This window comes from Paenibacillus sp. R-74696, assembly GCF_055814915.1.
The window spans coordinates 968,765-991,789 of record NZ_JBPULM010000045.1 but is presented as its reverse complement, the minus strand read 5'-3'; the positions used below and the strand labels follow the sequence as shown (position 1 = coordinate 991,789).

Genomic DNA, 23,025 nt, shown 5'->3' with positions numbered 1-23,025 from the left:
AAGGAGGTGCAAGCATGGCGCAGTACATCACATCTTATGCAGAGAGCGACCTCGAACAAGCTGCTCTCGAGTGGTTTGAAGAACTGAACTACAATAAAGCCTACGGCCCAGAGATTTCACCTGAAGGCGAATATCCAGAGAGACAGTTCTATCAGGATGTCATCCTTAAAGAACGCTTGCGTGAAGCACTTATTCGTATCAACAAGCAGCTACCACGTGAGGCTATTGAGGAAGCCATTCGCATCATCGAAGTTCCTCGCAGCCCGAGCTTGATGATTAACAACAAAGCGTTCCAGAAAATGATTACAGATGGCATTGATGTACAGTATCGGAACGAAGATGGCGATTACCCCACCGAAAAAGTGTGGTTGTTCGACACGCATCCTGAACGAATTGACAATAATAATTTTCTTGTGGTGAATCAGTTTACCGTCATTGAAAATCAAGTGGATAAGCGTCCGGATGTTGTCGTATTTGTCAATGGTCTTCCGATTGCGGTTCTGGAGCTGAAGAGCGCTTCCAACGAAGAGGTGGGAATTAGTGATGCCTACAATCAGGTGCAGACCTACAAAAGAGCAATCCCGTCCCTTTTTACATACAATTCCTTCATGGTAATTAGTGATGGAGTCAATGCAAGAGTTGGCACACTGACAGCTGATGAGGAACGGTTTATGATGTGGCGTACGATAGATGGTGAGGACGTTGCCTCCGCTTCCCTCCCCCAGCTTGAAGTACTGATTAAGGGCATGTTTGAAAAAAGTCGTCTTATGGATATCATCAAGCATTTTGTATTATTTCAAACTGATGGTGAACGTCTGTTCAAAATACTGGCCGGTTATCATCAATATCATGCTACGAATAAAGCGATTGCTGCTACGGAAAGAGCTACGCTGGAGGATGGTGACCGCAAGATCGGAGTAATCTGGCATACACAAGGATCGGGCAAAAGCCTGTCCATGGTCTTTTACGCTGGCAAATTGGTTCTGACGCTTGATAATCCGACGATTGTTGTCGTAACAGACCGTAATGATCTTGACGATCAGTTGTACGCTACATTCAGCAAATCAAAAGATTTGCTTCGTCAAACTCCGCAGCACGCCGAAGACCGAGCACACTTAAAACAACTGCTATCGGTGGAGTCCGGCGGTATTATTTTTACAACGGTTCATAAGTTCACGCCTGAAGTTGGCGAAACCCAATACCCTGTACTCACGGATCGTCGTAATGTTATCGTTATGGCCGATGAAGCCCATCGCAGTCAATATGGCTTTCAAGCGGAAATAGTCGCATCGGATGAGGAAGCAAACATCAAATATGGCTATGCAAAATACATGCGAGATGCATTGCCATATGCCTCTTACATTGGGTATACCGGGACGCCTGTAGAGTTAACAGATAAGAACACGCCAGCTGTATTCGGCGATTATATCGACATTTATGACATGACACGTGCTGTAGAAGATGGTACGACTGTCAAGATCTATTATGAAAGCCGTATCGCGCGATTGGAACTAGCGGACACGGAGCGTCCCGTCATCGATGGTGAGTATGAAGAAATTACAGAGTATCAAGAGTATTCTCAGCAAGAGAAGCTTAAGTCACGATGGGCACGTTTAGAAGCGCTTGCTGGTGCAGAGAAACGGATCAAAAAGGTTGCCAAGGATATGGTTGACCATTATGAGCAGCACAAAGGGGCCATGTTCGGTAAAGCAATGATAGTCGTTATGTCGAGACGTATTGCTATTGATCTCTACAAAGAGATTATTGCTCTTCGTCCAGATTGGCATAGTGACGATGATAATGAAGGCAAAATCAAGATCGTTATGACTGGCAGTTCGAGTGACCCGGCTCAGTGGCAACCCTATATCGGGACGAAGCGTCGCCGGGAGCATTTGGCTAAACGAATGAAGGATTTGAATGATCCGCTAGAGATTGTAATTGTACGAGATATGTGGCTGACAGGCTTTGATGTTCCGAGCATGAGTACAATGTATATTGATAAGCCGATGAAAGGTCATAACTTGATGCAGGCTATTGCTCGCGTCAATCGTGTATTTCGTGATAAGCCGGGCGGGTTAATCGTAGATTATATTGGCATTGCAGATATGCTAAAGTCTGCCCTCCAGCAGTACACCGAGAATGATCGTAAGACAGCTGGAATTGATACAGATCAAGCAGTTGATTTTATGTTGGAGCGAATTCAACTCCTTCGTGAACAGTTGCATGGTCATGACTTTTCAAAATTCGCGTCGGAGAAAGCATCTGAACGAATGAAGACAATTGTTGAGACGGTTGATTACGTGCTGGGGCTTGGCGAACAAGGTAAACGAAATTTTGTCAATTGGACGACGGAATTGGCGAAGGCTTATGCGCTGTGCGCTACAACCGAATCTGCAGAATCGGTTAATCTGGAAATCAGCTTTTACAAAGCTGTCAAATCTGGCATCGTCAAACTCATTACGACTGAGAACAAGAAGAAAACGACGAACGAGTTGGATGCGGAACTCAATCAGTTGATTTCCAAATCGGTCATGTCCGATGAAGTCGTTGATATTCTCGAAGCGGTTGGTTTGCAGAAGCCCAATATTGCCATACTGTCAAATGAGTTTCTGGAGCATGTTCGGGGGCTCAAACAGAAAAATCTTGCAGTCGAATTGCTAAGAAGACTTTTGCAGGGGAAAGTAAAGGCGGTATCTCGCACCAGCATCGTACAGTCCAAGAAATTCTCTGAAATGCTGGAGGAAGCTATTCGCAAGTACAATAATCGTACAATTCAGACAACTCAGGTTATTGAAGAACTCATCCAGATGGCCAAAGAAATGAATGCTGCGGTTAAACGTGGCGAAGACTTAGGTCTTATCAAAGAAGAAGTAGCATTCTATGATGCGCTGGCATCAAACGAATCAGCCAAGGAACTCATGGGCGATCTGGTTCTCAAGCAGATTGCTCACGAATTAACTCAGGCTATCAAGAACAATATTAAAGTGGACTGGACGCTACGTGAGAATGTACGGGCTCAAATGAGGATCACGGTTAAGCGGCTTTTGAAAAAATATGGATATCCGCCGGATCTTGAGAAGATGGCCATCGATTTGGTGCTTCAACAAGCTGAATTAATGGCACAGGCAGAGACTAAAGAATTCAAGTATTAATACAACACGACAAGGTGAAATTCAAGAGTTGCACAAATGAGGCACTATTTTCAGATTTATTCTGAAGATAGTGCTTTTTTGATTTCCTTTATTCTAAGAACAAAAGGAAAGAAAATAAATGAACGAATGGGAGGACATGGACAAAAATTGTCGAAATAAAGTGATCAGGACGCGATTTTATATAAGTCAATACGTCGTTGTCTCTATTATTTAAATGGGAATAGATCAGCTCTGTGTCAACTATTTCAAGGAGAGAAGGATGTAAGCCATGCAAGAAGAAAAAGTCGTGCTGGGGGCAAGAGCATTAGGCGATCAGGTCGAGAAGGTGATGCCGACCTATTCCATTATGAAGAAGCAAATAGAAGAAATTCGAACCGCAGCAACCCGTGAGGCTGATAGCAAAACGACGATGGAAAGTGGAAAAATAATTTATAACAATACGATTGGCATCTTTGGCCGGAGGGGTACAGGGAAATCGTCGGCTCTATATACGTTGATTAGTGGGCTTGATCCCAAATCAAGTATTTTATCTCCCCTGATCGAGCCTGATATTTTTGGCGATAATACTAAAATTGTTGGCGCTATTGTTGATTTTCTGAAAAACAAGGGAGATGCGTTGCTTGAAAAATTGAAGCATGGCCCAGTGAATTCGGAGCATCGAAAAAAGCTGAGCGGTTATTATAATGCCGGGGTGTACAAGTCTGCAAATCGGCTGCAGCAGGCAATTAATGAAACGATTGAGTACTACTTGTACACCGAGGATCAATACCGCAGCATACTGACCAAGCATTACGAGGACCTAGCTGTTTATATTAAAAACTCTACCCGGGTGCTCAGTCCGGATCGTACCTTTAAGGAAAAGCTGAGGCAGTTGATTGACGAAATTATTTTTGTCCAGCAGGTTTTGGAAGAGCCCACTGAACCGGTATTGATCTTTATTTTCGTTGACGATATTGATCTTAAAACGTCCAAAACAAGAGAACTGATGGAGGCGCTGCTGCAATATACCGATCATCCCCATATGGTTACAGTTCTTTCTGGGGACTATGATATTCTGCTGGAGTCGTTGACGCTTGCGCTACTTGCTGATGAGCCTTTGCAAGTGAGTGGATTAAACGCTTATGATTCTTTAAAAGTATTGGACAGGTCAAAGGATCGATCTGAGCAGCCGAACGAGACAGCTAATAGTAATACGCGCACCATTATGCGCCGCAAATCAGAAATCGCTCAGGAATATTTGAAGAAGGTTATTCCTTCGTCAAGAAGACATCAGCTGGTGAATTGGGGCAAGGGGACAATACCGAACTTTTCCTTTGGCACATATACATTGCTCGACCGGCTGGTACGATTGCTTGGAGATAAATCGGTCTTCAGCTATGCGCAAGCACCCTCGTCCTTGCAGCAGGGGAAGGAGCAAGTACGATATTTACCAATTACAAGCAGCTATATCATCTTTGATGAAAGAGCACGCGGTATTGTTTATGCCTACTATAATTTGGTGCAGCTCATTGAGTCGGGAACAGATGGTAAGAAATCATTCGATTTCGTGAAAACATTTGTGGACACGCTTCTTTTGTCCAATACGAAAATGTTAAAGCATCAAGAATGGCTGTTTCAGCATTTTCTACAGTGGGGGAGCGACGCGAAATCGACGACTATTGGTTACCCTGACACTAGCCCTGATGATGTTGATGATAGAAAAGAGCTGGCTTTACAGATTCTCATAATGGCCGAAGTTATTAAAGCTCTCTTACCTGATGTGCATTATGATACTGGGGCATTCCAAGCCTTCAAGAAAGAGGCTCTTGGAGGATTTCTTCTTGGAAAGCCCGAGAAGGAAAAACAATCTCCCTCAACTTCTTCAACATTCTTGAATGAGTACAGGCTTTATTATCTCATGCGAGAATTTGTGCTGCATACCGATATGCCCGCAGCCATGCTGTTGGTTGAATTTCTGTCACATTCTGAACTTGAACCATATTACTACCGTTATAACTGGGACAAGGACAAGGGGAATCAGGATCGCTTTGCAGTTAAATATATGGCAAAGCTTTTGGAGCAGCATCCCTCTTTACTTGTGAAGCTTTATCATAAGGCTAAAAATGAAAAAAATGACGAAATTAACGCAGCGCTTACTATTTTGCATGACTTGTGCGCCGTAACCGCCGAGTTTGAGACGACAGAGCGTATTTATGAAGGGCTTCTGGCTCATATTGCTCCCAATAAATATTCTGCTGATGTAGGGGATGCTGAATTGAGAAGGACGTTTTTTATTAACAATTTGAGCGATATACGAGCAAAACAATCTCCAGCTTTAAGTTCGGATGGTCAAAGTGCAGAGCTTCGTTCTTCGACAACAGTTATTTCGAATGATCGAAATAAAAATCTGGCTGAAGGTTTATATGCAGTAAATCAAAAGCAGAACGGAAATCCGCAGCTAAAGCTACCTGTTAGCGTAGTTCAAGCTTTAGAGGAAAATATAGAGAAATTTGGATCGTATTTTTCGAATAAGCTCTATACATCAAATATTAGTGTGCGTATTAAGCGAACTGAGCAAGTAGATCAAGCAATTAAGACATTTGATAAAGGAGTCGAGGGGTCAAGCCGTACGTCAAAATTTCGTTATTGTAAAGATAGGGTCAGAAAGAAATTAAATAATTTTGAATTAGGGGTTTTTACATTTGAATCATACAAAGCTATTTTGAAAGAATTAAGTGATCTATTTACAAATACTCGAGTATGGTATGGGCATGAGGAATCCCGAAAGCTGTATCATGCGTTGAAATATTCTGCTCGCATTGAACAGGATAAAGACAGTGGACATGTCTTTTTCACTGGAAATGATGAATTTATTTTGGGATTGTATGCTCAATATAATAATGGTAAGCAGGGACTGGCAGCATTAGCAGAGCATGTGAAGGCTAAGCGCGATATTCAAGCTAAATTGAATGATGCCTTTAAACAGGTAAGAGGACAAACGGAAGAGGAGCTTGGAGCTTTTGGTCTGGAGCTGGAGGCTGCTGATGTTGAGGGGGCAACCGATGGTGACACGGCATGAGATCCAAGCTGTCGCTTCTCATCCATGTAGCGTTGTTTCCGATCCAGAATTTGCAGTTTTATGGACAGCAGCCTATATTGGACGCTCTGGACTACAGAGACAAGGTAGGTATAGGTAAGAGTAAGCAGGGGAAAGCGAAGCGGCTTGTTGAACGCAAGCTGTATGCGGAGCTGCTGCGCAAGGCAGTACCTAATAGTCTCGATGAAATTCATTTAATGGTGCAAAAGTTTTATCCTATGCTACGCAGTGAAAACGAGGCTCGCCGCCATGATTTTATTCCGTTAGATGAGGATGCGAAAACTTACGCTATTGAAAAAAAGCTTTATCAGCATTATTTTCATATTATTGAGGAGTTTTCCGACTCGTTGCTTTCTTATCGGGATGGCGATATCATTTTCAAGTATTGGAGAAATGATGCCAATGGCTCCAAGAAGTGGCGCTTTATTGACTTCATGGCGCAATATAGCGACCAGGATAAGGTGATTTTTTTTCATGCGCTCAGCCGAACCGTACCCATTGATCTCATGATCGCTCTGCATCACTCAAAAAATAACATACATGATCCTATACAGCTTCATGAGCTATATCAGCATATCAATTTGGCGGATGCCCCTTTAGACGATATATTGGCAAGAGGCGTAGCGGAAAATCATATTCATGCTTCAGCGGCATTTAATTTTTCGATTCTGTGGCAGATGATGATGAACGGTGTATATGCGAAGACCTATTTCAAGAACTTTGAAACGAATCATTTGGCTGCCTCCTCAGAGGTAGAGTCCTATATATGGACAGCTCGTTTATTGCGTCTCGTTCTGTCCTACTATTTGAAGGATTGGGAATCCGGAGCTGTTCGCTCGTTGTATGAATGGATGGAGGACAGTTTTGCAACGACGAAGCCTGAAGTGGTTCGGCTGCTGCATGAGCTTTACCATAATGAATATGATGGATTTGCCCCAATGGACAAGCTTAAGGAAGTGGTTGAAAGTATACAGATTACGTTTATGGAGAATGAGGCAGGTGGATCGGACTTCATATTCAGCATATTTCCTGAGCAGCAGGCTATTAAAACCTATGGCGAGCATCTGTTTTTGTTTAAGGTGATGGCCTATAAGCGACAAATTCAGGATAAATCTGAATGCGCGAGCAGCTACGAGCAGTTCTTTCGTCTGTTTTTTATGTACATTGCCATCAAAAATGAATTTTATCAGCAGGTTACACAACCTACTGTTTTGCATGGTCTGGATTTTTTTAGAGGGTACTTTGATCGGGCGACAGACGGCATTGCAGCTAATCAATCGTATTATACGATGATGCTCCGCACGCTTTTTCAAAACAGATATTTACAGAAAGTCGAACTCAGGCTATCGGTTGCCAGCAGTGAAACGGAAAATCGAAAAAGGCTGCTGCGTCTATTGGAGTCGTACAAGGATATTTTGGTAAAAGACTATGATGTGGAAAATGATCCTCAGTCGGAATTTCCTCTGATTGGAATTGTGTATCATTTGATTAAACGTCCGGATGATGTGAATAAGGATTTCTGGTGGTTTGACGAGGAGAGAGACCATACGCTAAAGCATCTTCATTATGGCGAGCATCAAGAAAAGTATATGAAGCAAGTACAGATGGTGCAGCAGCTTCGCAAAAATGTACCCATGGTTACCAATTTTATCGTTGGACTGGATGCGGCGAGTCTGGAACATTATACCCCTGTTCAAGTGTTTGCGCCTGTATTTGATGAAGCGCGGGACAGCAAATATGATTCATTGAAAATACTTGATCCGGAAGGTCATATTTTGCCCCGACAAAGTCTGTTTTTTACGTTTCATGCCGGCGAGGAATTCCGCCATTTGGGATCGGGGCTGAGGCGCATGGACGAGGTTATTGATTATTGCAAGCTGCATGCCGGAGACCGAATTGGACATGGCATTGCGATTGGTGTATCCGTTGAGAAGTGGACTCAAGGGAATCCTGTTGTTATTTTGCCGCGGGGCGAATATTTGGACAATTTATTGTGGGTGTGGGGCGTTTACAGTCGTACAACGCAGTTCCGCACTGAAGCCATCATTTATTTGGAGAGGCAAATTGATGAATTGGCCTACTGCATTTTTAACGATTTATTATCGGGAAAAACGCCTGGCGTATCCTCTTTATTTAAAACATACAAAAGGCGCTTCAAAAGAATTAAGGATGAGATTGTGAAAGTAAAACACTCGCTAAGAAGTGAGGAGGAGATGTTGACACCATTCGCAATTTCCGCCAAGCAACTGAGGGATATAGAAAACATAGAGGATCGATTATTTGCTTGTTACCATCATGAGGATGCTTTAACAAAAATGGCTGAGCCGATTTATGTAGCTATTAACGAAACCGAAAAAATGATTCTCCAGGATATGCAAAATTATTTAATTGAAAAAATAGCAAGCAGTGGCGTTGTCATCGAGGTCAATCCTTCTTCCAATGAAGCGATTGGGGAAATCGATTCGCTGTTTGGTAATCAGTTGTTTCGTATTCAATCTGCCGGGAACCCGGAGTTGTCTAATATTTTGGTCAATATAAACTCGGATGATCCGATGATTTTTAATACGAATGTGAGCAATGAATTGGTATACATCTATTATGGCATGTTGAAGCAAGGAATAGGCCGAGAGGCTGCCCTGGAATGGATTGAAAAGCTTAGAAGATCAGGCATCGAGACCTCTTTTATTCGGGCAACCCGAAGCCGTATACAATATTTGCGCATTCTGGATATGACCATTAAGGCTTTGCAAGATCCTAGCTATTGTTAATCGAATAAGTCTTTTAATCGGGTATGCTGTCCGTTTCAAAGAAAGGACAGTCCGTTGCACATTCGGAATTTAATCCTTAATTTTACTGCCGTTAGGCAAATAGCCAATGCAGCAGCATTTTTTGCACGATACAGGCACGTATAGGCCACCGCCCACATACAATAGTAACCGGATGTTCTTCTCTGTGGGGACTGTGCAGTTCCCGCCAATTCAGCATGGGGGTGGCCGGACAATGGGATTGTTTGCAACGATTGCTTTGTTTATTAAGCAGTTGTCACTGCTTGTTTCGTATGTCAAAAACAACGCTTTTCCACAGCCGTTGAAAGAAGATGAGGAAGCGAAGCATCTCGCACTAATGGCCGAAGGCAATACGCATTCCCGAAATTTACTTATTGAACATAATTTGCGTCTTGTTGCACATATTGTTAAAAAATTTGATAACACCGGTGAAGATTTGGAGGATTTGATCTCGATAGGTACGATCGGTTTGATCAAGGCGATCGAGAGCTTTCAGACGGGCAAAGGCACGAAACTGGCGACATTTGCTGCCCGTTGTATCGAAAACGAAATTTTAATGCACCTTCGTTCCTTGAAAAAAACGCGCAAGGACGTCTCGTTGCATGATCCAATCGGCACCGACAAAGAAGGCAATGAAATTACGCTCGTCGATATTCTTGGAAGCGATCCGAATGAAATTGTGGAAACCGTGCAGCTTAAAATGGAAAAAAGTAAAATTTATAAAAATTTAGTCATTCTTGATGAACGTGAAAAGGAAGTCATCATGGGTAGATTTGGCTTGGAGCATGGCGGGGAAGAACGGACTCAGCGAGAGATTGCTAAGGAGCTCGGAATTAGCCGCAGCTATGTATCGAGGATTGAGAAAAGGGCGCTGATGAAGCTTTATCATGAGTTTTATAAGGTGAAGAAATAGGTGCCTTACCTGAAGGCTTTTTGATTCAGTAATGAATTGTCAACAGTATAACATGTACTTCTCACGATTTGCAGGATGTTGCACATGGATAATACAGAGTATTTATCACGGCTACTGTGGATGATAGCTACTTTCGTCCCATGATCTATGTGGATGGCGTATCAGAAGCTTAGCAAAATGACTGGAGAAGCTTTTGACAAACAATTTTAAGGTGCGTAATGCACGAAAGGGCTGGGGACGAATTTTGTCTCCTGCCCTTTTGCATTTAATCCTATTTAATTATTTTTGGTGTAAATAAAATAATTTGGGTTAAATTGCTAAAAATATATTAATTATAATTATTTTTTCTGTGATTCTTATGATTTATTGAAATGCTATTAACAAGGTATTAATATTGAGATTTCCCGATAAATGCAAAAGGTTTTATTCATCTTGGATCTGAAGTACAATAGCTTTCGTAGTAATTTTAAATTTGATTCATGGATAGTAAGGAAAGGAGATTTGCGAAATGAATCGTTCTTTGCAAATAAACCGATGGGGCAGCATACAATCCATTAGGATGAAGATGATAGCAGGCTTGTTTCTAATCGTGTTGCCACTGATTGGATTCCTTATTTATATGAATGGCTATGCAATTGACGTCGTCCGTAACCAGGTGGCTGCCTCTAGCAAGGACTTATTAACGCTGTATCGTGACCAGGTGGACGCACGCCTTGTCGAAGCAGATAATTACTTAATCGGGCTCATGCAGGACCCGGATCTCTCGAACATCGATTTTTCCCCGCAGCCCGAGGATCGCATTTTCGCGTCGCAGCGTATCGCATCGAACTTAACAAACTCCATCCTTCGGTATCCCGTTTTGGACGGGTTATTCGTCTATATACCCTCAGATGATCAATACTTATATTCCTTCCGCGACCGTTCCACCATGATCGACCGCATGTACATTAAATCCTATATATCGGAGAACGTAAGTAAGAATTCTGACATGAGGAAGATCACCCAAAAAAGGATGTGGTATGTTCAAAAGAATGGCGACCGCGTTTACCTTCTCCGCTTCTTTGTGCTCGACAACGACTCCATCGTCGGTGCGTGGACTAACGCGGAGTCGCTTCAGACACCGCTTGATCTGCTAGGCATCGGCGAAGAAGGAGCGGCGCTGCTAGGCGACGGGCGCGGCAACGCGATTGTCAATCAGGGTTTTGTCAGTGAACACGGCATTACGATTGAGCCGCAAGCGGAAAGCTATTATCTAACTGGCTCGACGGAGAAATTCCTAGCAGTTGGCGAAGATTCCCGCGAAGGAGAGTTTAGCCTACATGCGTTCATCCCGGAGGATTTGATGCTCCAGCATCTCTCCACATATAAGCTAATTTCCTACTCCCTTCCGTTCGTTGCGGTCCTGATTCTGGCAGCGGCATTGCTCTTGCTTCGGAAGACGCTATTACTTCCGCTCAATCGCTTGCTCAAGGTTATGAACCGAATTCAGCAGGGCAATCTTGACACTCAGATCAAGGATTATCCAACTTCTTTGGAGTTCCAGGTCGTTAATGATACGTTCAATAATATGATGGATCAGATCAAGCATTTGCGTATCAGCGTGTATGAAGAGCAGCTGAATAAGCAGAAAGCGGAGCTTCAGCATCTGCAGTTGCAAATTAGACCGCATTTTTTTATTAATACCCTTAACATGATGTATATGCTAGCCCGTACGAAGGATGTTACGCGCATGGAGGAAATGTCACTGTGTCTGGTAAGGTACTTCAGGTACATGTTCCAAAGCAATCTGAGCTTCGTTTCGCTTAAAGACGAATTGCAGCATATTCGCAATTACTTGCGAATACAAGAACTACGGTATCCCGACCAGTTGACATACGAAATCGAAGCCCCTTCTTTTCTATTGTCTACACCGGTTCCGCCCCTGATTGTGCATACCTTTGTTGAGAATGCCATCAAACATGCCATGACAATGGATGAACAGTTGTCCTTATCAGTAACAATTGAGATGCTCGAGACGCCACAAGCTGCCCTGCATATTGAAATAAAGGATAACGGTCCCGGCTTCAGCCCTACTGTGGTGGAGAGTATAGATCGTGGTGAGCGAATCGTGGACGACGAAGGGGATCATATCGGCATTTGGAACGTGAAGAGGCGGCTGCAATTGATATATGGTGAGCGGACGCAGGTTGTCTTAAGAGACGGGGAGCTGTGTGGCGCTGTAGTGGATGTGACGATTCCGCTCTCGCCCCGAAATGACAAAGAGAAGGACAAGCTTGACCCAGGAGGTATGGACTAATGCTTACGCTGATCATCGTAGATGACGAGAAACTGCTTACAGATTCATTGAAAGGTGATATGGATTGGGCTTCTCTCGGATTCGATAAAGTATTCACTGCATATAATTCGCGCCAAGCAAAAGAGATCTTCGAGCGGGAAAGAATCCATCTTATGGTATGTGATATCGAGATGCCTCAGGGAAGCGGACTAGAGCTTCTAGCTTGGGTGCGCGAGCATCATCCCGATACAGAGACAGTATTCATGACCTGCCATGCCGAGTTCAAACTGGCACAGCGAGCGATGCAGCTGGGGAGCTTCGACTACTTGCTGAAACCGGTTCCGCCGGACGAATTGCTGAGCGTAGGAGGCAAGGTAGTTGCGAAGATTATGAAGGAGAGCGAGGAGAAGCAATACAGTCGGATCGGGCAATTCTGGTCTCGCCGGCAACCGCTAATTGCTGAACAATTCTGGTTAGATCTGCTTCACCATGTTATCCCCTCGAATCCAGATTCCATTAAGCGGGAGGCAGGAGAGAGAGGTATTCCATTCGATGAGAAGCTACAGTTGTTGCCATTATTAATCTCTGTGAAGCGTTATCACAAGGATTTCTCTCCCCGAGATCAGAAGGTTTTGGAATATGCGCTAAAGAACAGTGGCGAGGAGACGCTTGGGCTGGAAGGTCAGGGGCTTCTGTTTACAACTACAGACCGCGAATTGATGGCACTCATTCCGATCGAAGGAGATGCGGCTCCTCTGCGGGAGCAGTTCAAGGAGAAGGCACGACCGTTAATCGATTATGCGTCTGAGTACTTCTATTGCGACATTGCTATTTATATCGGAAATGCCGTTCAAGGTCATGAATTGAATGGCATGGTAGGAAGGCTGCGGGAGCTAGACAAGGAAAATATCGCACTTGCAAAGGACGTATTTCTCTACGATAGTGCTCGTAAGACGCGGGAAACGATCACGTTTCCCGACATGCATGCCTGGTCGATTATGCTTAAGGAAGGACAAGGAGGCCGCATACTCGATGAGGCTAAGGCATTCCTGTGGACAGCGACAGCGAGTATGGACGTGGATTCGCTGTACCGATTCCATCATAACTTTCTCCAAATGGTGTTCTACGTTCTGAAGATAGAAGGAATTGATGCGCAGCTTTTGTTCGGTGATGATAAGTCTGCCGACCTATTCCGCAACGCGTCACGATCCGTTCCCGACATGGTGGGCTGGATGACGCATATAATCGGCAAGTCAATGGATCAGGTCCGGAGCATAAGGGAATCGCCTTCCATTCTGGACAAGGTCGAGCAATACGTGAACGCACGGCTGGATTCGGAGCAGCTTTCGCGGGAAGACGTTGCTGCCTACATGTTCTTAAATCCTGATTATTTGGACAGGCTGCTGAAGAAGCAGACGGGTCATTCCGTCACAGAGTTAATTATAAACAAGCGGATGGCGCTTGCGCTGGAGCTTCTGCTTAAGACGGAGCTTCCCGTTGGCACTATAGCGGTGCAATCGGGATATTCCAACCTTGCCCATTTCTCACGGAGGTTCAAACGGTTTGCGGGACTCAGTCCCCATGAGTACCGTAAAAAATATGTTGCCAATTCCAAATAGATGGCTTCCATGCTAGATGAACGAATAGTCGATAATAGTCAACTGGCATGTCGATTTCGGAGTAGTGGCTATTCTGCCATTGACCGTACAATGAGATCAGGCTCGCGAACATAAGAGTCCACGACACTAGATACGGGGGATGACACATGAACAAAAAGATGGGTTGGACAGGCGCGCTAGTTGCCTTGACGATGCTGATGTCCGCATGCTCGGGCGGTGGCAGTAACGCTGGAAATGCTTCGAACGGAGAGACTTCTGCAGGGAGTACCCAGGAGAAGCCTTACGAAATTGTATACGCATACCCAACATTTGACAACGTTCCTGCGGACATTCAGCTCGTCCAAGACGAGGTTAATAAGATCGCCAAAGAGAAGATTAATGTCACAGTCAAGCTGCTGCCAATCAGCAACAGCGCCTACACGAACCAGATCAACTTGATGATGTCGAGCGGAGAGAAGCTGGACATGATCGCCATGCTGGGCAACTATAGCACACAAGTCACGCGCGGTGTTTTACATCCTCTCGGCGATATCATGGAGGAAAACGCGCAAGGCATTATCGACGCGCTTGGTGAGGACTATTACAATGCGACCAAGGTCGGCGGCATTAGCTACGGCGTGCCGAGCATCCGGGACTTGGCACAAAATTTCGGGTTCGTCATGCGCAAGGATCTCGTGGACCAATACAATATCGAGTTAGGAACGATTAAGAACTTCGAGGAATTCGGCAAGGCGTTCAAGACGTTGAAGGAGAATGAACCTGATATGGTTAGTGCGACAAATCTCGCAGGTGGCACGATACTTGGCACTTACCGTACCTACGATCCGTTGGGCAACGAGCTTGGCGTCCTTTTGAATAGCGGACTTGCCGACTTGAACGTCGTAAACTGGTTTGCGACGGAAGAATACGAGAAAATGGTGCGTCAACTTCGTGAATGGTACTTAGCGGGTTACATTCTCAAGGACGCCGCGACGAATCCGGAATCAAACCACGCCATCGTGAAGTCCGGCAAAGCGGCAGGTTATTTCACCCAGATGAAGCCTGGCTTTGATGCCCAGGAAAGCCGTATGACCAGCCATCCCATGGTGTCGGTGCAGACGGTTGAGCCTGTAGCGAAGACCGATACGGTCACGAACGTAGCCATTGGTGTGGCAGCCAAGTCAGAGAATCCGGCGAAGACTCTACAATTCCTGAATCTGATGTATACCGACAAGGAGATTGTTAACCTGATTGACTGGGGGGTTGAAGGCAAGCATTACGTGAAGATGGAAGGCCAGGATAATATGATTAAGTATCCCGATGGTGTAACAGGCGATAACGTGGGGTACAAGAACTATGGCTGGATGCACGGTAACCAATTCCTGTCCTACGTATTTGAAGGTGACGAACCCGACGTCTACGTCAAAATGGAGGCATTCAACCAGAACGCTGCTAAATCCAAGGCGCTTGGTTTCTCGTTCAACGGCGACAACGTGAAGAATGAAATTGCCGCTAGTAACGCAGTCTTATTACAATACAAAGGCGTTCTTGAGAGTGGCTCAGTTGATGTTGACAAGGTGTTGCCTGAATTCCTTAAGAAGCTTGAGGAATCGGGCATCAACAAGATTATTGCAGAGAAGCAGAGCCAACTGAATGAGTGGGCGGCTACGAACGGCACATAGGATGAGAACGTACAACGATCCAACCGGACGTCAGAGCCGATTGGATCGTTTCTTAAAGAAGAGACCTTTCGGGAAAGGGACGAGATAGGAATGGATTATACAAAAAAGAGACAACGTACGTTCTTTAAATATTTACCGCTTACACTGCTCATGCTTCCGGGTCTTGCTTACCTGCTGATCAATAACTACTTACCGCTGCTTGGCATGTTCATTGCATTCAAGAACATCAATTACTCTCAGGGTATTTTCGCGAGCGACTGGGTAGGTTTTAGCAATTTCGAGTATCTGTTCAAGACGAGTGACGCCTTTATTATTACAAGAAATACGATTCTGTATAATGCCGTTTTCATTATTCTCGGAACGGTCCTCGCCATCGCGTTCGCCATTCTGCTAAATGAAGTGAGGAGAAAGGTACTGTCGCGCTTCTATCAGAGCGTCATCGTTCTGCCACATCTCATTTCATTCGTAGTCGTTGGCTATCTGGCTTACGCCGCGTTCAGCATGGAGACGGGCTTCATGAACAAGACGATACTGCCGCTTCTGGGCATTGACGAAATATCTTGGTACACAGAGCCCAAGTATTGGCCATACATTCTGACTATCGTGCATTTATGGAAGTCGGTAGGATTCTCTTGTATCATTTATCTGGCTTCTATTATTAGCATCGATACCGAATATTACGAGGCGGCAACACTCGATGGGGCGAGTAAGTGGCAGCAGATCCGTGCGATCACCATCCCCCTTATTACGCCAGTCATCGTGATGTTGATGCTTCTTGGCATCGGACGTATCTTTTATTCCGACTTCGGCCTATTCTATCAGGTGCCAATGAACGCTGGAGCGATCGCCGATACGACCAATGTCATCGACACCTACGTTTACCGCGGTCTTATGGTGCTGGGCGACATCGGCATGGCATCCGCCGCAGGCGTCTACCAGTCGCTCGTTGGATTCGTGCTCGTATTGGGCGCGAACTATATCGTCCGGAAAATCAACAGGGAGAACGCCTTGTTCTAGGGCGAGTGGAGGAGCATAACAACCATGGCTATCGAAAATAAAGCTATAAACTGGATCGCTAATATAACGCTGTCGGTGTTCGCGTTGGCCTGTATCATACCATTCGCGCTACTGATCATGGCATCGCTTAGCAGTGAAGCAAGCATTATTCGGAACGGCTATACATTCTTTCCGGAGCAATTCAGTTTGTCTGCTTACGAATACTTGTGGACACATCATCTTGAGCTGGGCCGAGCATACGGCATTACCGTGTTCATCACAGTTGTCGGTACGGCGGTTAGTCTTGCGATTACCTCGGCGCTTGCCTATCCGTTATCGCGCAGGGATATGCCGTTGCGCAATTTCTGGACGTTTCTCGTGTTCTTTACTATGTTATTTAATGGTGGGCTGGTACCTACTTATCTGGTGTACACTCAACTCTTCGATATCAAGAACACCATATTCGGACTGTTACTGCCGGGGTTGCTCATGAGCGGCTTCAACGTCCTGCTTGTCCGTACATTCTTCATGACGTCCATTCCACCTGCCTTGATCGAAGCAGCAAGTATTGACGGTGCGGGTGAGATCAAAACGTTCTATCGGATTGTGCTTCCGCTGTCGCTGCCCATCATGGCGACGATCGGGCTGTTCCAAGCTATTAACTATTGGAATGATTGGTTTAACGGTCTTATCTACCTGACCGATTCACGTCTGTTCGGTATACAGACTATTTTGACAAAGATGATCACGGATATCCAGTTTCTGACGAGCAACAGCAACGCGGCCGGCACGGGCGCAAGCCAAGCGATCTCTGAGTTGCCAAGCACCTCCGTGCGAATGGCGATTGCGGCGGTCGGCGTGCTTCCGATCCTCATTGCGTACCCGTTTTTCCAGAAATATTTTGTCAAGGGCATTACGATCGGAGCTGTCAAATAAACCTGGCAGGGCCGTCATTATCAGCTATTCGGACTATAGGAGTTGAAGACAATGAAATTCTCCAATCCCGTCTTGAGCGGTTGTTATCCCGATCCCAGCATATGCAGGGTCGGAAGCGATTATTATTTAGTCAACAGCTCATTCAACTATTACCCCGGCATTCCGATCTTTCACAGCAGCGACTTGGTCAATTGGACTCAGATCGGGCATGTGCTGACTAGGGAAAGCCAATTGCCTCTAGGGACTAAAACTAGCGGCGGCGGGGCCTTTAGCTTCACGGGAATCTATGCACCTACTCTGCGTTATCGCGGCGGGCGCTTTTATTTAATTACAACGAACGTACAGCATGGTGGGAACTTCATTGTGACAGCAGATCGGCCGGAAGGGCCTTGGTCAGAGCCCGTTTGGCTGGAGTGGGGCGGTATTGATCCTTCTCTCATGTTCGATGAAGATGGAAAGGTGTACGTGACTGGTACCGGAGGAGGAGATGAGCTTCCGGGCATCTATCAGGCGGAGATGGATCCGGATACGGGAGCCATTCTTACGGAGCGCAGGCTGATCTGGGAGGGAACGGGAGGCAGCTACCCCGAAGGTCCGCACTTGTATCGTATAGCCGATTGGTATTACTTGCTTATTGCGGAAGGTGGTACTGAGTTCGGTCATATGGTGACAATTGCAAGAAGCGTGGAGCCTTACGGTCCATTCCAGTCTTGTCCGAGCAATCCTATCTTGAGTAACCGCAGTACAGGCTTACCGATTCAGGCAACGGGTCATGCCGATTTCGTCGAAGCGCATGATGGAAGCTGGTGGGCAGTCTACCTGGGTATCCGTCCTCTTGGTTATCCGTTTTACCATCATTTAGGTAGGGAAACGTTTTTAATTCAAGTTACGTGGTCGGATGATGGTTGGCCTGTTATCGGATATGATGGCAAGGCTCAATTAGAAATTGAGGGCCCATCCTTTTATGAAGGAAGTCTGGGTAAATGCGAAGGCATTTGTCGTGATGATTTTAACAGCGAGTCGCTCAACCTGCATTGGAATTACCTTCGCAATCCGGTGCCAGAGGCGTATTCGCTCACGCGCCGGCCAGGTTGGCTAACGCTCCTCGGTATGGAACAGGGACTTGATGGGATCGAACGTCAGACGTTCGTCGGCCAGCGGCAGCGTCATTTGGAATGTCATGTATCTGCCTTGCTGGATTTCGAGCCTTCTCGAGATGGAGAGGAAGCTGGTTTAACCATTTATATGAATGAGAAGGGGCATTATGAGATTGCCGTAACTCGCATTGACGGGGTTAAGACGGTACTGTTTCGCCGGAGAATAGGCTCCTTGTGGAAAGTGGAGCGGGAGGAGTCCATTCCCGTAGGTTCCATCCTTCTAAGCATCGCAGCAGATGCGACTACTTATGTCTTTGCCTTTACATTGAACGGTGAGGAGGAGACAGAGCTCGGACGGGGAGAATGTTTCTATCTGTCAAGCGAAGTGGCCGGCGGTTTTACAGGAGTCTACGTTGGCTTGTATGCTTCCGGCAATGGGAAACCAAGTGACTCGCCGGCACAGTTCGATTATTTTGATTATAGAACTAATTAATTTTCAGGATTAATCTTCAAATCTGTACGACCAAGATTGGACGTAGGCCGCTAATTGATTAGCGGTCTTTTTTATTTATTTATCGCTTTTTACTGAAAATGGTTAATTTTTTACATCATTTCGTGTAATTTAAAGATGCGTTGAGAGAACTGGATAATGGTGCTATGTTACACGAATCGGCGCTAGAAAACCGATATTTATACAACCATCGCTTAAGCTCGTTAATGAATGAAGAAAATATCCCTATATTCGGTCGGCAATCTCCATTTTTAAAACATGCTCAAAAAAGTGCAATTGCAGGAAAAAAGAGATTAACCTATGGTGGAATTATCCCATTGAAAAGAGGCGATCTAATTGGAAGCTGTAAACACCTCTCATATCCTTCCGCTTCGCAAGCCGATCATTGAGGTCAATTCGTACCACGCCTTTTCCCAGGCCATTGTGCTGACGAATGAAGCATTATCTCTGCCATGGCTGTTTAGCCACTATATCCATCTGTTTGGCGTTCCCGAATTTGATAAGGGCAACTTTATTCATTTCGCGTCCTCATCTTTTTTTCATGAACTGCCCTATACCTTTGTGTCAAAGCTGCATACGGATCAATTAAGGTCGTGGTTTGATGACCCATTAACCTTCTTCATCGATTGCTTGCACAAAAATCAATATTTAGCTATCGCGCTAGACGAATATTATATTCCCGGCACTTCCTCTTACCAAACCAAGCAGCAGGTGCATCATTTGCTTATTCACGGCGTTGATGTTTCGCAGCAGCTGTTCTATGTTGCAGGCTACTTTTCGAATCCGCCGGTCTATGACTCGGGTAGACCGGTCAGCTTCGATCTGCTGCGAGAATCGCTTCGGCATGCAGGACCTATCAAGCAGCGCATCAGCCAGACATTGGAGATTATCGAGTATCCATACCGGGATTTAAGCACGCAAGCTTTTGAGCTGGACATTCATTTTATCGCAAGGTCACTGGAGGAGTATTTGCTGTCCAAGCCGTTGACTGAAAAAAATCCGCAAAGGATTCATTTCTGGTTTGGCCTGCGCGTGTATGATCTGCTCGAGCAATTCCTTGAAAGGGAGCTGGAATCAGACCAGCCACTCCTTCATATGAAAGCGCTCCAGACGCTCGTCAATCATAAGCAATGGATGATAAAAAGAATCGAGTACTTACAGGCTCACAAGCTGATATCCGATAATGGCCTGCTTGCGATGTTGCAGGATGTGCTTAAGCAAACCGTAATTGTTCATCAATGGTGTGTGAAGCAGCGGGTCAGAAGGGACCCAAGCAACCTCGTAAATGCCATTCGCTGCACGCAGCAATTGAAACGTAGTGAAGCATTGTTTTTGGAAAAATGCTTGAATCAATTGGCTATTCCTTAATGATTTCTAGAAAGTGCAAATGTTTTAAAAAAGTGCAATAGAAGGAAATAAGGTTTATTCAAACAAAGAAACGGTTCATCAAAAAAGTCTTATTGCACAGCGAACACCACTGTCTATAAAGTTGAAGTAGGCCATTGACTCACAGGCTACATCACCCATGTTGTAGATGAGAGGAGTTGTTCACTCGCTTGGCAATGAAGACAATGCTAACAACCTCACCGATTCAGCATCAGGTCAGTCGACACACAAGTCCGTTTGGCGTTATGCTGCTGCGATTGATTTACCTCATGTATTACGTCTTGTTGTATCCGCCTTATTATTTCTGGAATAAACGCGATTTTAAAAAGCAAACGAAAAAAAATCCCTTCTACGTCAGTAAGCTCGTGCGTTTGGTAGAAAAGCATCCCCGGCTATATGAGATGTCGATGTTTGTGCTTAACTTTCCAAAACCGACAGCGGTTTATCGTTTTTTGCCTGAATTACAAGGAAGCGTGCTGCAGGTTGGCTGTGGAACGGGGCTTCTGAACAAGCATGCGAAGCGTTGGAGGGATGTAGAGTTTTTCAATCTGGATATTAATGAAAAATACCTTCAATTCGGCATGAAGAAGGGCCGGCTGCACAATTGCCTCCATTCTGGTATTTATCAGGTGGAGAAGGCGGACGAAAGCTTTGACAAGATCGTCTTCGCCAGGTGCTTTCATCACATTCGGCATCATAAAAAAGCGTTTAAGGAATGTGCAAGGCTACTAAATAAAGGAGGGGAATTGTGGATTCTGGATCCTGTTATTTTGGAGGAACAGGGCTCAGGCAAACAAATGAGCGCGGGTTATATGGCCAATTCGTCTATTGACGGCGTCATTTGGCGTTTTACGAAGCAAGCGTTCATAGAACATGTGCTAAATTCACTGCCTGGAGAATTGGAGCTCATTTCAATCACGGAAAATCGGCAGCCGCATTTAACCAATTATAATTTGAAATACCCGCAAACCGATATTTTGGCGGTTATTCGAAAACGAAATGAAGGGGAGAACAAGTAATGCTGCAGACGCAAATTATTACGATTATATCCGAAATCAAGAATGAGCCTGACCTGACGGCTACGCTGACGGGAGCCTCCGATATGCTGAATGACGCGGGGCTGGACTCGCTGCAGCTGATTAATTTCATACTCCGAATCGAAGACGAATTCGAAATCGAAATCGATTTTGACCAATTTGATATGGAGCATCTGCAATCGATCGATATATTCTGCAATTTTATTCAAGCAAAAAGCGCATGAGACGGGCTGGGGGCGTAACGAAGATCCATTGCGGCGCCTTCGATGCGGAGTCGCTGTGGCGGGATGAAACGCTGGCGAAGCTGCCTTCCCTGCCTGATCCGCAGGCAAAGGCAATAGTTGGCGCCATGGACGAGCTGTTATTTTTATTTTGCGAAAGCTCGGATGTGCTGCTTACCCGAAATCCCGTGGCCCCGGCGCAGCTTCGCTATTTGAGTAGCATTGGCCTGACGTTTAGGACGAGCGACGAGCCACTTGAGGCTAACAGCGGAGCGCGGGAGGAAAATCCCTTCCAGCAAATACTGAATAAGGGGGCAGTGCGCCAGTATGAGGAACTGCTTCCGCCGGGCGGCTTAGTAGAGCCGTTTGCCGTACTGGAGGGCTTGCAGGAGCTATCTTCGCTTTATCGGCTAGGTGGGCGTTATCCGGATATGGATACGATTAGGCATGTGAATTCCAAGCTATACTCGACAGAGCTCAGAGAAAGTCTGGGCTATGGCCCGCCAACGAGGATTGTGAGGAATCATATGGAGCTGAGGCGCACCGCGGAAGCGATGTTGGGTGCCGGTCCCGTGCTTATTAAGGATACGTTTGGCGTATCCGGCAAAGGGAATTTGCTGATCCAAAGCATGGCGACGCTGGAGCGTATAGCCGGGTATGTTGCGGCCCAGGAGCAGAAGGGTAAGTCAGCTTTATTTCTGCTCGAGCCACTGCTGGACAAGGAAACCGATTTTTCATGCCAATTCCATATTGATGCGGACGGCGGCTATGAGCTGATTTCCGTACAGCAGGTCATGAATGCCGAATTTGCCTATCAGGGCACGTTCAGTGCAAGCGAGGAGCTCATAGAAAAGCTGGAGCGTGAAGACTATTTTAAGCTCATGCAGAACACGGCCGATCTGCTTTATGAAAGCGGTTACCACGGCCACGTCTGTGTCGATTCGATGCTGCTGGCGGACGGTGGTCTCGTGCCGATCGTTGAAATTAACGCACGCAAGTCGATGAGCCTCATTAAAAAACGGCTGGACGATTATTTGGCCGAATTTTCGCTTCAGGGGAACCTTACCTATTTGTCCGTCATCTGCCATGGAATCGTGGAGTACGCAGATTTGCTTGCGGCTATGGAGCGCGAAGGGCTGCTCTTCCGGCCTGATCGGGGAGAGGGAATTCTACCGCTTAGTGCGGGTACGTTCACGATCAATCAGGCGGATGGATTAAAGCGCAAGGGAAGGCTTTATTTGTCCGCTGCAGCGGGGCAGATAGAACGCTGCAGCGAGCTGCTTTCCCGCATGCGCATTCTCCTGAAGACAAGCGGTATTGCCGTAACCAATTAAAGCTTATAGGGAAGGAGTAGAAAAA

14 protein-coding genes are annotated in these 23,025 nt (G+C 45.6%); all 14 read left to right on the top strand.

Annotation, left to right across the window (positions count from 1 at the left end; translation table 11 throughout):
* The first annotated feature begins 14 nt into the window (after positions 1-14).
* The 14 genes from ACSR9A_RS24535 to ACSR9A_RS24470 all read left to right on the top strand — a co-directional run bounded on the left by ACSR9A_RS24535 (position 15) and on the right by ACSR9A_RS24470 (position 23,000).
* Complete coding sequence (locus tag ACSR9A_RS24535) at positions 15-3,152, top strand: type I restriction endonuclease subunit R (protein WP_473760162.1); 3,138 nt, start codon at positions 15-17, stop codon at positions 3,150-3,152.
* Positions 3,153-3,420: 268 nt separating this feature from the next.
* On the top strand, positions 3,421-6,210 hold the full coding sequence (locus tag ACSR9A_RS24530; RefSeq protein WP_473760159.1) for a hypothetical protein: 2,790 nt from the start codon (positions 3,421-3,423) through the stop codon (positions 6,208-6,210).
* A complete protein-coding gene (locus tag ACSR9A_RS24525; protein WP_473760158.1) occupies positions 6,207-8,996 on the top strand; it encodes a hypothetical protein in 2,790 nt (929 codons plus the stop codon). The genes ACSR9A_RS24530 and ACSR9A_RS24525 overlap by 4 nt, the downstream gene beginning before the upstream one ends.
* A 232-nt stretch (positions 8,997-9,228) precedes the next feature.
* Positions 9,229-9,927: an RNA polymerase sporulation sigma factor SigK gene (gene sigK, locus ACSR9A_RS24520; protein ID WP_473760157.1), complete on the top strand. Its 699-nt coding sequence runs from the start codon at positions 9,229-9,231 to the stop codon at positions 9,925-9,927.
* 508 nt (positions 9,928-10,435) lie between these two features.
* Entirely contained in the window at positions 10,436-12,223 is a 1,788-nt protein-coding gene (locus ACSR9A_RS24515; RefSeq protein WP_473760155.1) for a sensor histidine kinase, read from the top strand.
* A complete protein-coding gene (locus ACSR9A_RS24510) occupies positions 12,223-13,821 on the top strand; it encodes a response regulator transcription factor (protein WP_473760154.1) in 1,599 nt (532 codons plus the stop codon). The genes ACSR9A_RS24515 and ACSR9A_RS24510 overlap by 1 nt, the downstream gene beginning before the upstream one ends.
* 146 nt (positions 13,822-13,967) lie before the next feature.
* Positions 13,968-15,482, top strand: a complete 1,515-nt coding sequence (locus ACSR9A_RS24505) for an ABC transporter substrate-binding protein (protein WP_473760152.1) — start codon at positions 13,968-13,970, stop codon at positions 15,480-15,482.
* A 90-nt stretch (positions 15,483-15,572) separates the two neighbouring features.
* Positions 15,573-16,499 (top strand): ABC transporter permease, encoded by a 927-nt coding sequence (locus ACSR9A_RS24500; RefSeq protein ID WP_473760150.1) that lies wholly within the window; start codon positions 15,573-15,575, stop codon positions 16,497-16,499.
* Positions 16,500-16,523: 24 nt separating this feature from the next.
* A complete protein-coding gene (locus tag ACSR9A_RS24495; RefSeq protein ID WP_473760148.1) occupies positions 16,524-17,414 on the top strand; it encodes a carbohydrate ABC transporter permease in 891 nt (296 codons plus the stop codon).
* Between the two features lie 51 nt (positions 17,415-17,465).
* Positions 17,466-19,004 (top strand): glycoside hydrolase family 43 protein, encoded by a 1,539-nt coding sequence (locus ACSR9A_RS24490; protein ID WP_473760146.1) that lies wholly within the window; start codon positions 17,466-17,468, stop codon positions 19,002-19,004.
* Between the two features lie 354 nt (positions 19,005-19,358).
* Positions 19,359-20,390 carry a hypothetical protein gene (locus tag ACSR9A_RS24485; RefSeq protein WP_473760144.1) on the top strand — a complete coding sequence of 344 codons (1,032 nt, stop codon included), beginning with the start codon at positions 19,359-19,361 and terminating at the stop codon, positions 20,388-20,390.
* Between the two features lie 194 nt (positions 20,391-20,584).
* Positions 20,585-21,427, top strand: coding sequence for a class I SAM-dependent methyltransferase (locus ACSR9A_RS24480; RefSeq protein WP_473760259.1), 843 nt, complete (start codon positions 20,585-20,587; stop codon positions 21,425-21,427).
* A gap of 2 nt (positions 21,428-21,429) precedes the next feature.
* Entirely contained in the window at positions 21,430-21,669 is a 240-nt protein-coding gene (locus ACSR9A_RS24475) for an acyl carrier protein (RefSeq protein ID WP_473760257.1), read from the top strand.
* On the top strand, positions 21,666-23,000 hold the full coding sequence (locus ACSR9A_RS24470; RefSeq protein WP_473760143.1) for an ATP-grasp domain-containing protein: 1,335 nt from the start codon (positions 21,666-21,668) through the stop codon (positions 22,998-23,000). The genes ACSR9A_RS24475 and ACSR9A_RS24470 overlap by 4 nt, the downstream gene beginning before the upstream one ends.
* Positions 23,001-23,025 lie beyond the last annotated feature (25 nt).

What these genes read in the sequence shown, in the direction of transcription:
- ACSR9A_RS24490 (WP_473760146.1), top strand. Translation starts at nt 17,466, where the DNA reads ATGAAATTCTCCAATCCCGTCTTGAGCGGTTGTTATCCCGATCCCAGC.
- ACSR9A_RS24530 (WP_473760159.1), top strand. Translation starts at nt 3,421, where the DNA reads ATGCAAGAAGAAAAAGTCGTGCTGGGGGCAAGAGCATTAGGCGATCAG.
- ACSR9A_RS24505 (WP_473760152.1), top strand. Translation starts at nt 13,968, where the DNA reads ATGAACAAAAAGATGGGTTGGACAGGCGCGCTAGTTGCCTTGACGATG.
- ACSR9A_RS24480 (WP_473760259.1), top strand. Translation starts at nt 20,585, where the DNA reads ATGAAGACAATGCTAACAACCTCACCGATTCAGCATCAGGTCAGTCGA.
- ACSR9A_RS24535 (WP_473760162.1), top strand. Translation starts at nt 15, where the DNA reads ATGGCGCAGTACATCACATCTTATGCAGAGAGCGACCTCGAACAAGCT.
- ACSR9A_RS24510 (WP_473760154.1), top strand. Translation starts at nt 12,223, where the DNA reads ATGCTTACGCTGATCATCGTAGATGACGAGAAACTGCTTACAGATTCA.
- ACSR9A_RS24470 (WP_473760143.1), top strand. Translation starts at nt 21,666, where the DNA reads ATGAGACGGGCTGGGGGCGTAACGAAGATCCATTGCGGCGCCTTCGAT.
- ACSR9A_RS24525 (WP_473760158.1), top strand. Translation starts at nt 6,207, where the DNA reads ATGAGATCCAAGCTGTCGCTTCTCATCCATGTAGCGTTGTTTCCGATC.
- sigK (WP_473760157.1), top strand. Translation starts at nt 9,229, where the DNA reads ATGGGATTGTTTGCAACGATTGCTTTGTTTATTAAGCAGTTGTCACTG.
- ACSR9A_RS24515 (WP_473760155.1), top strand. Translation starts at nt 10,436, where the DNA reads ATGAATCGTTCTTTGCAAATAAACCGATGGGGCAGCATACAATCCATT.
- ACSR9A_RS24495 (WP_473760148.1), top strand. Translation starts at nt 16,524, where the DNA reads ATGGCTATCGAAAATAAAGCTATAAACTGGATCGCTAATATAACGCTG.
- ACSR9A_RS24500 (WP_473760150.1), top strand. Translation starts at nt 15,573, where the DNA reads ATGGATTATACAAAAAAGAGACAACGTACGTTCTTTAAATATTTACCG.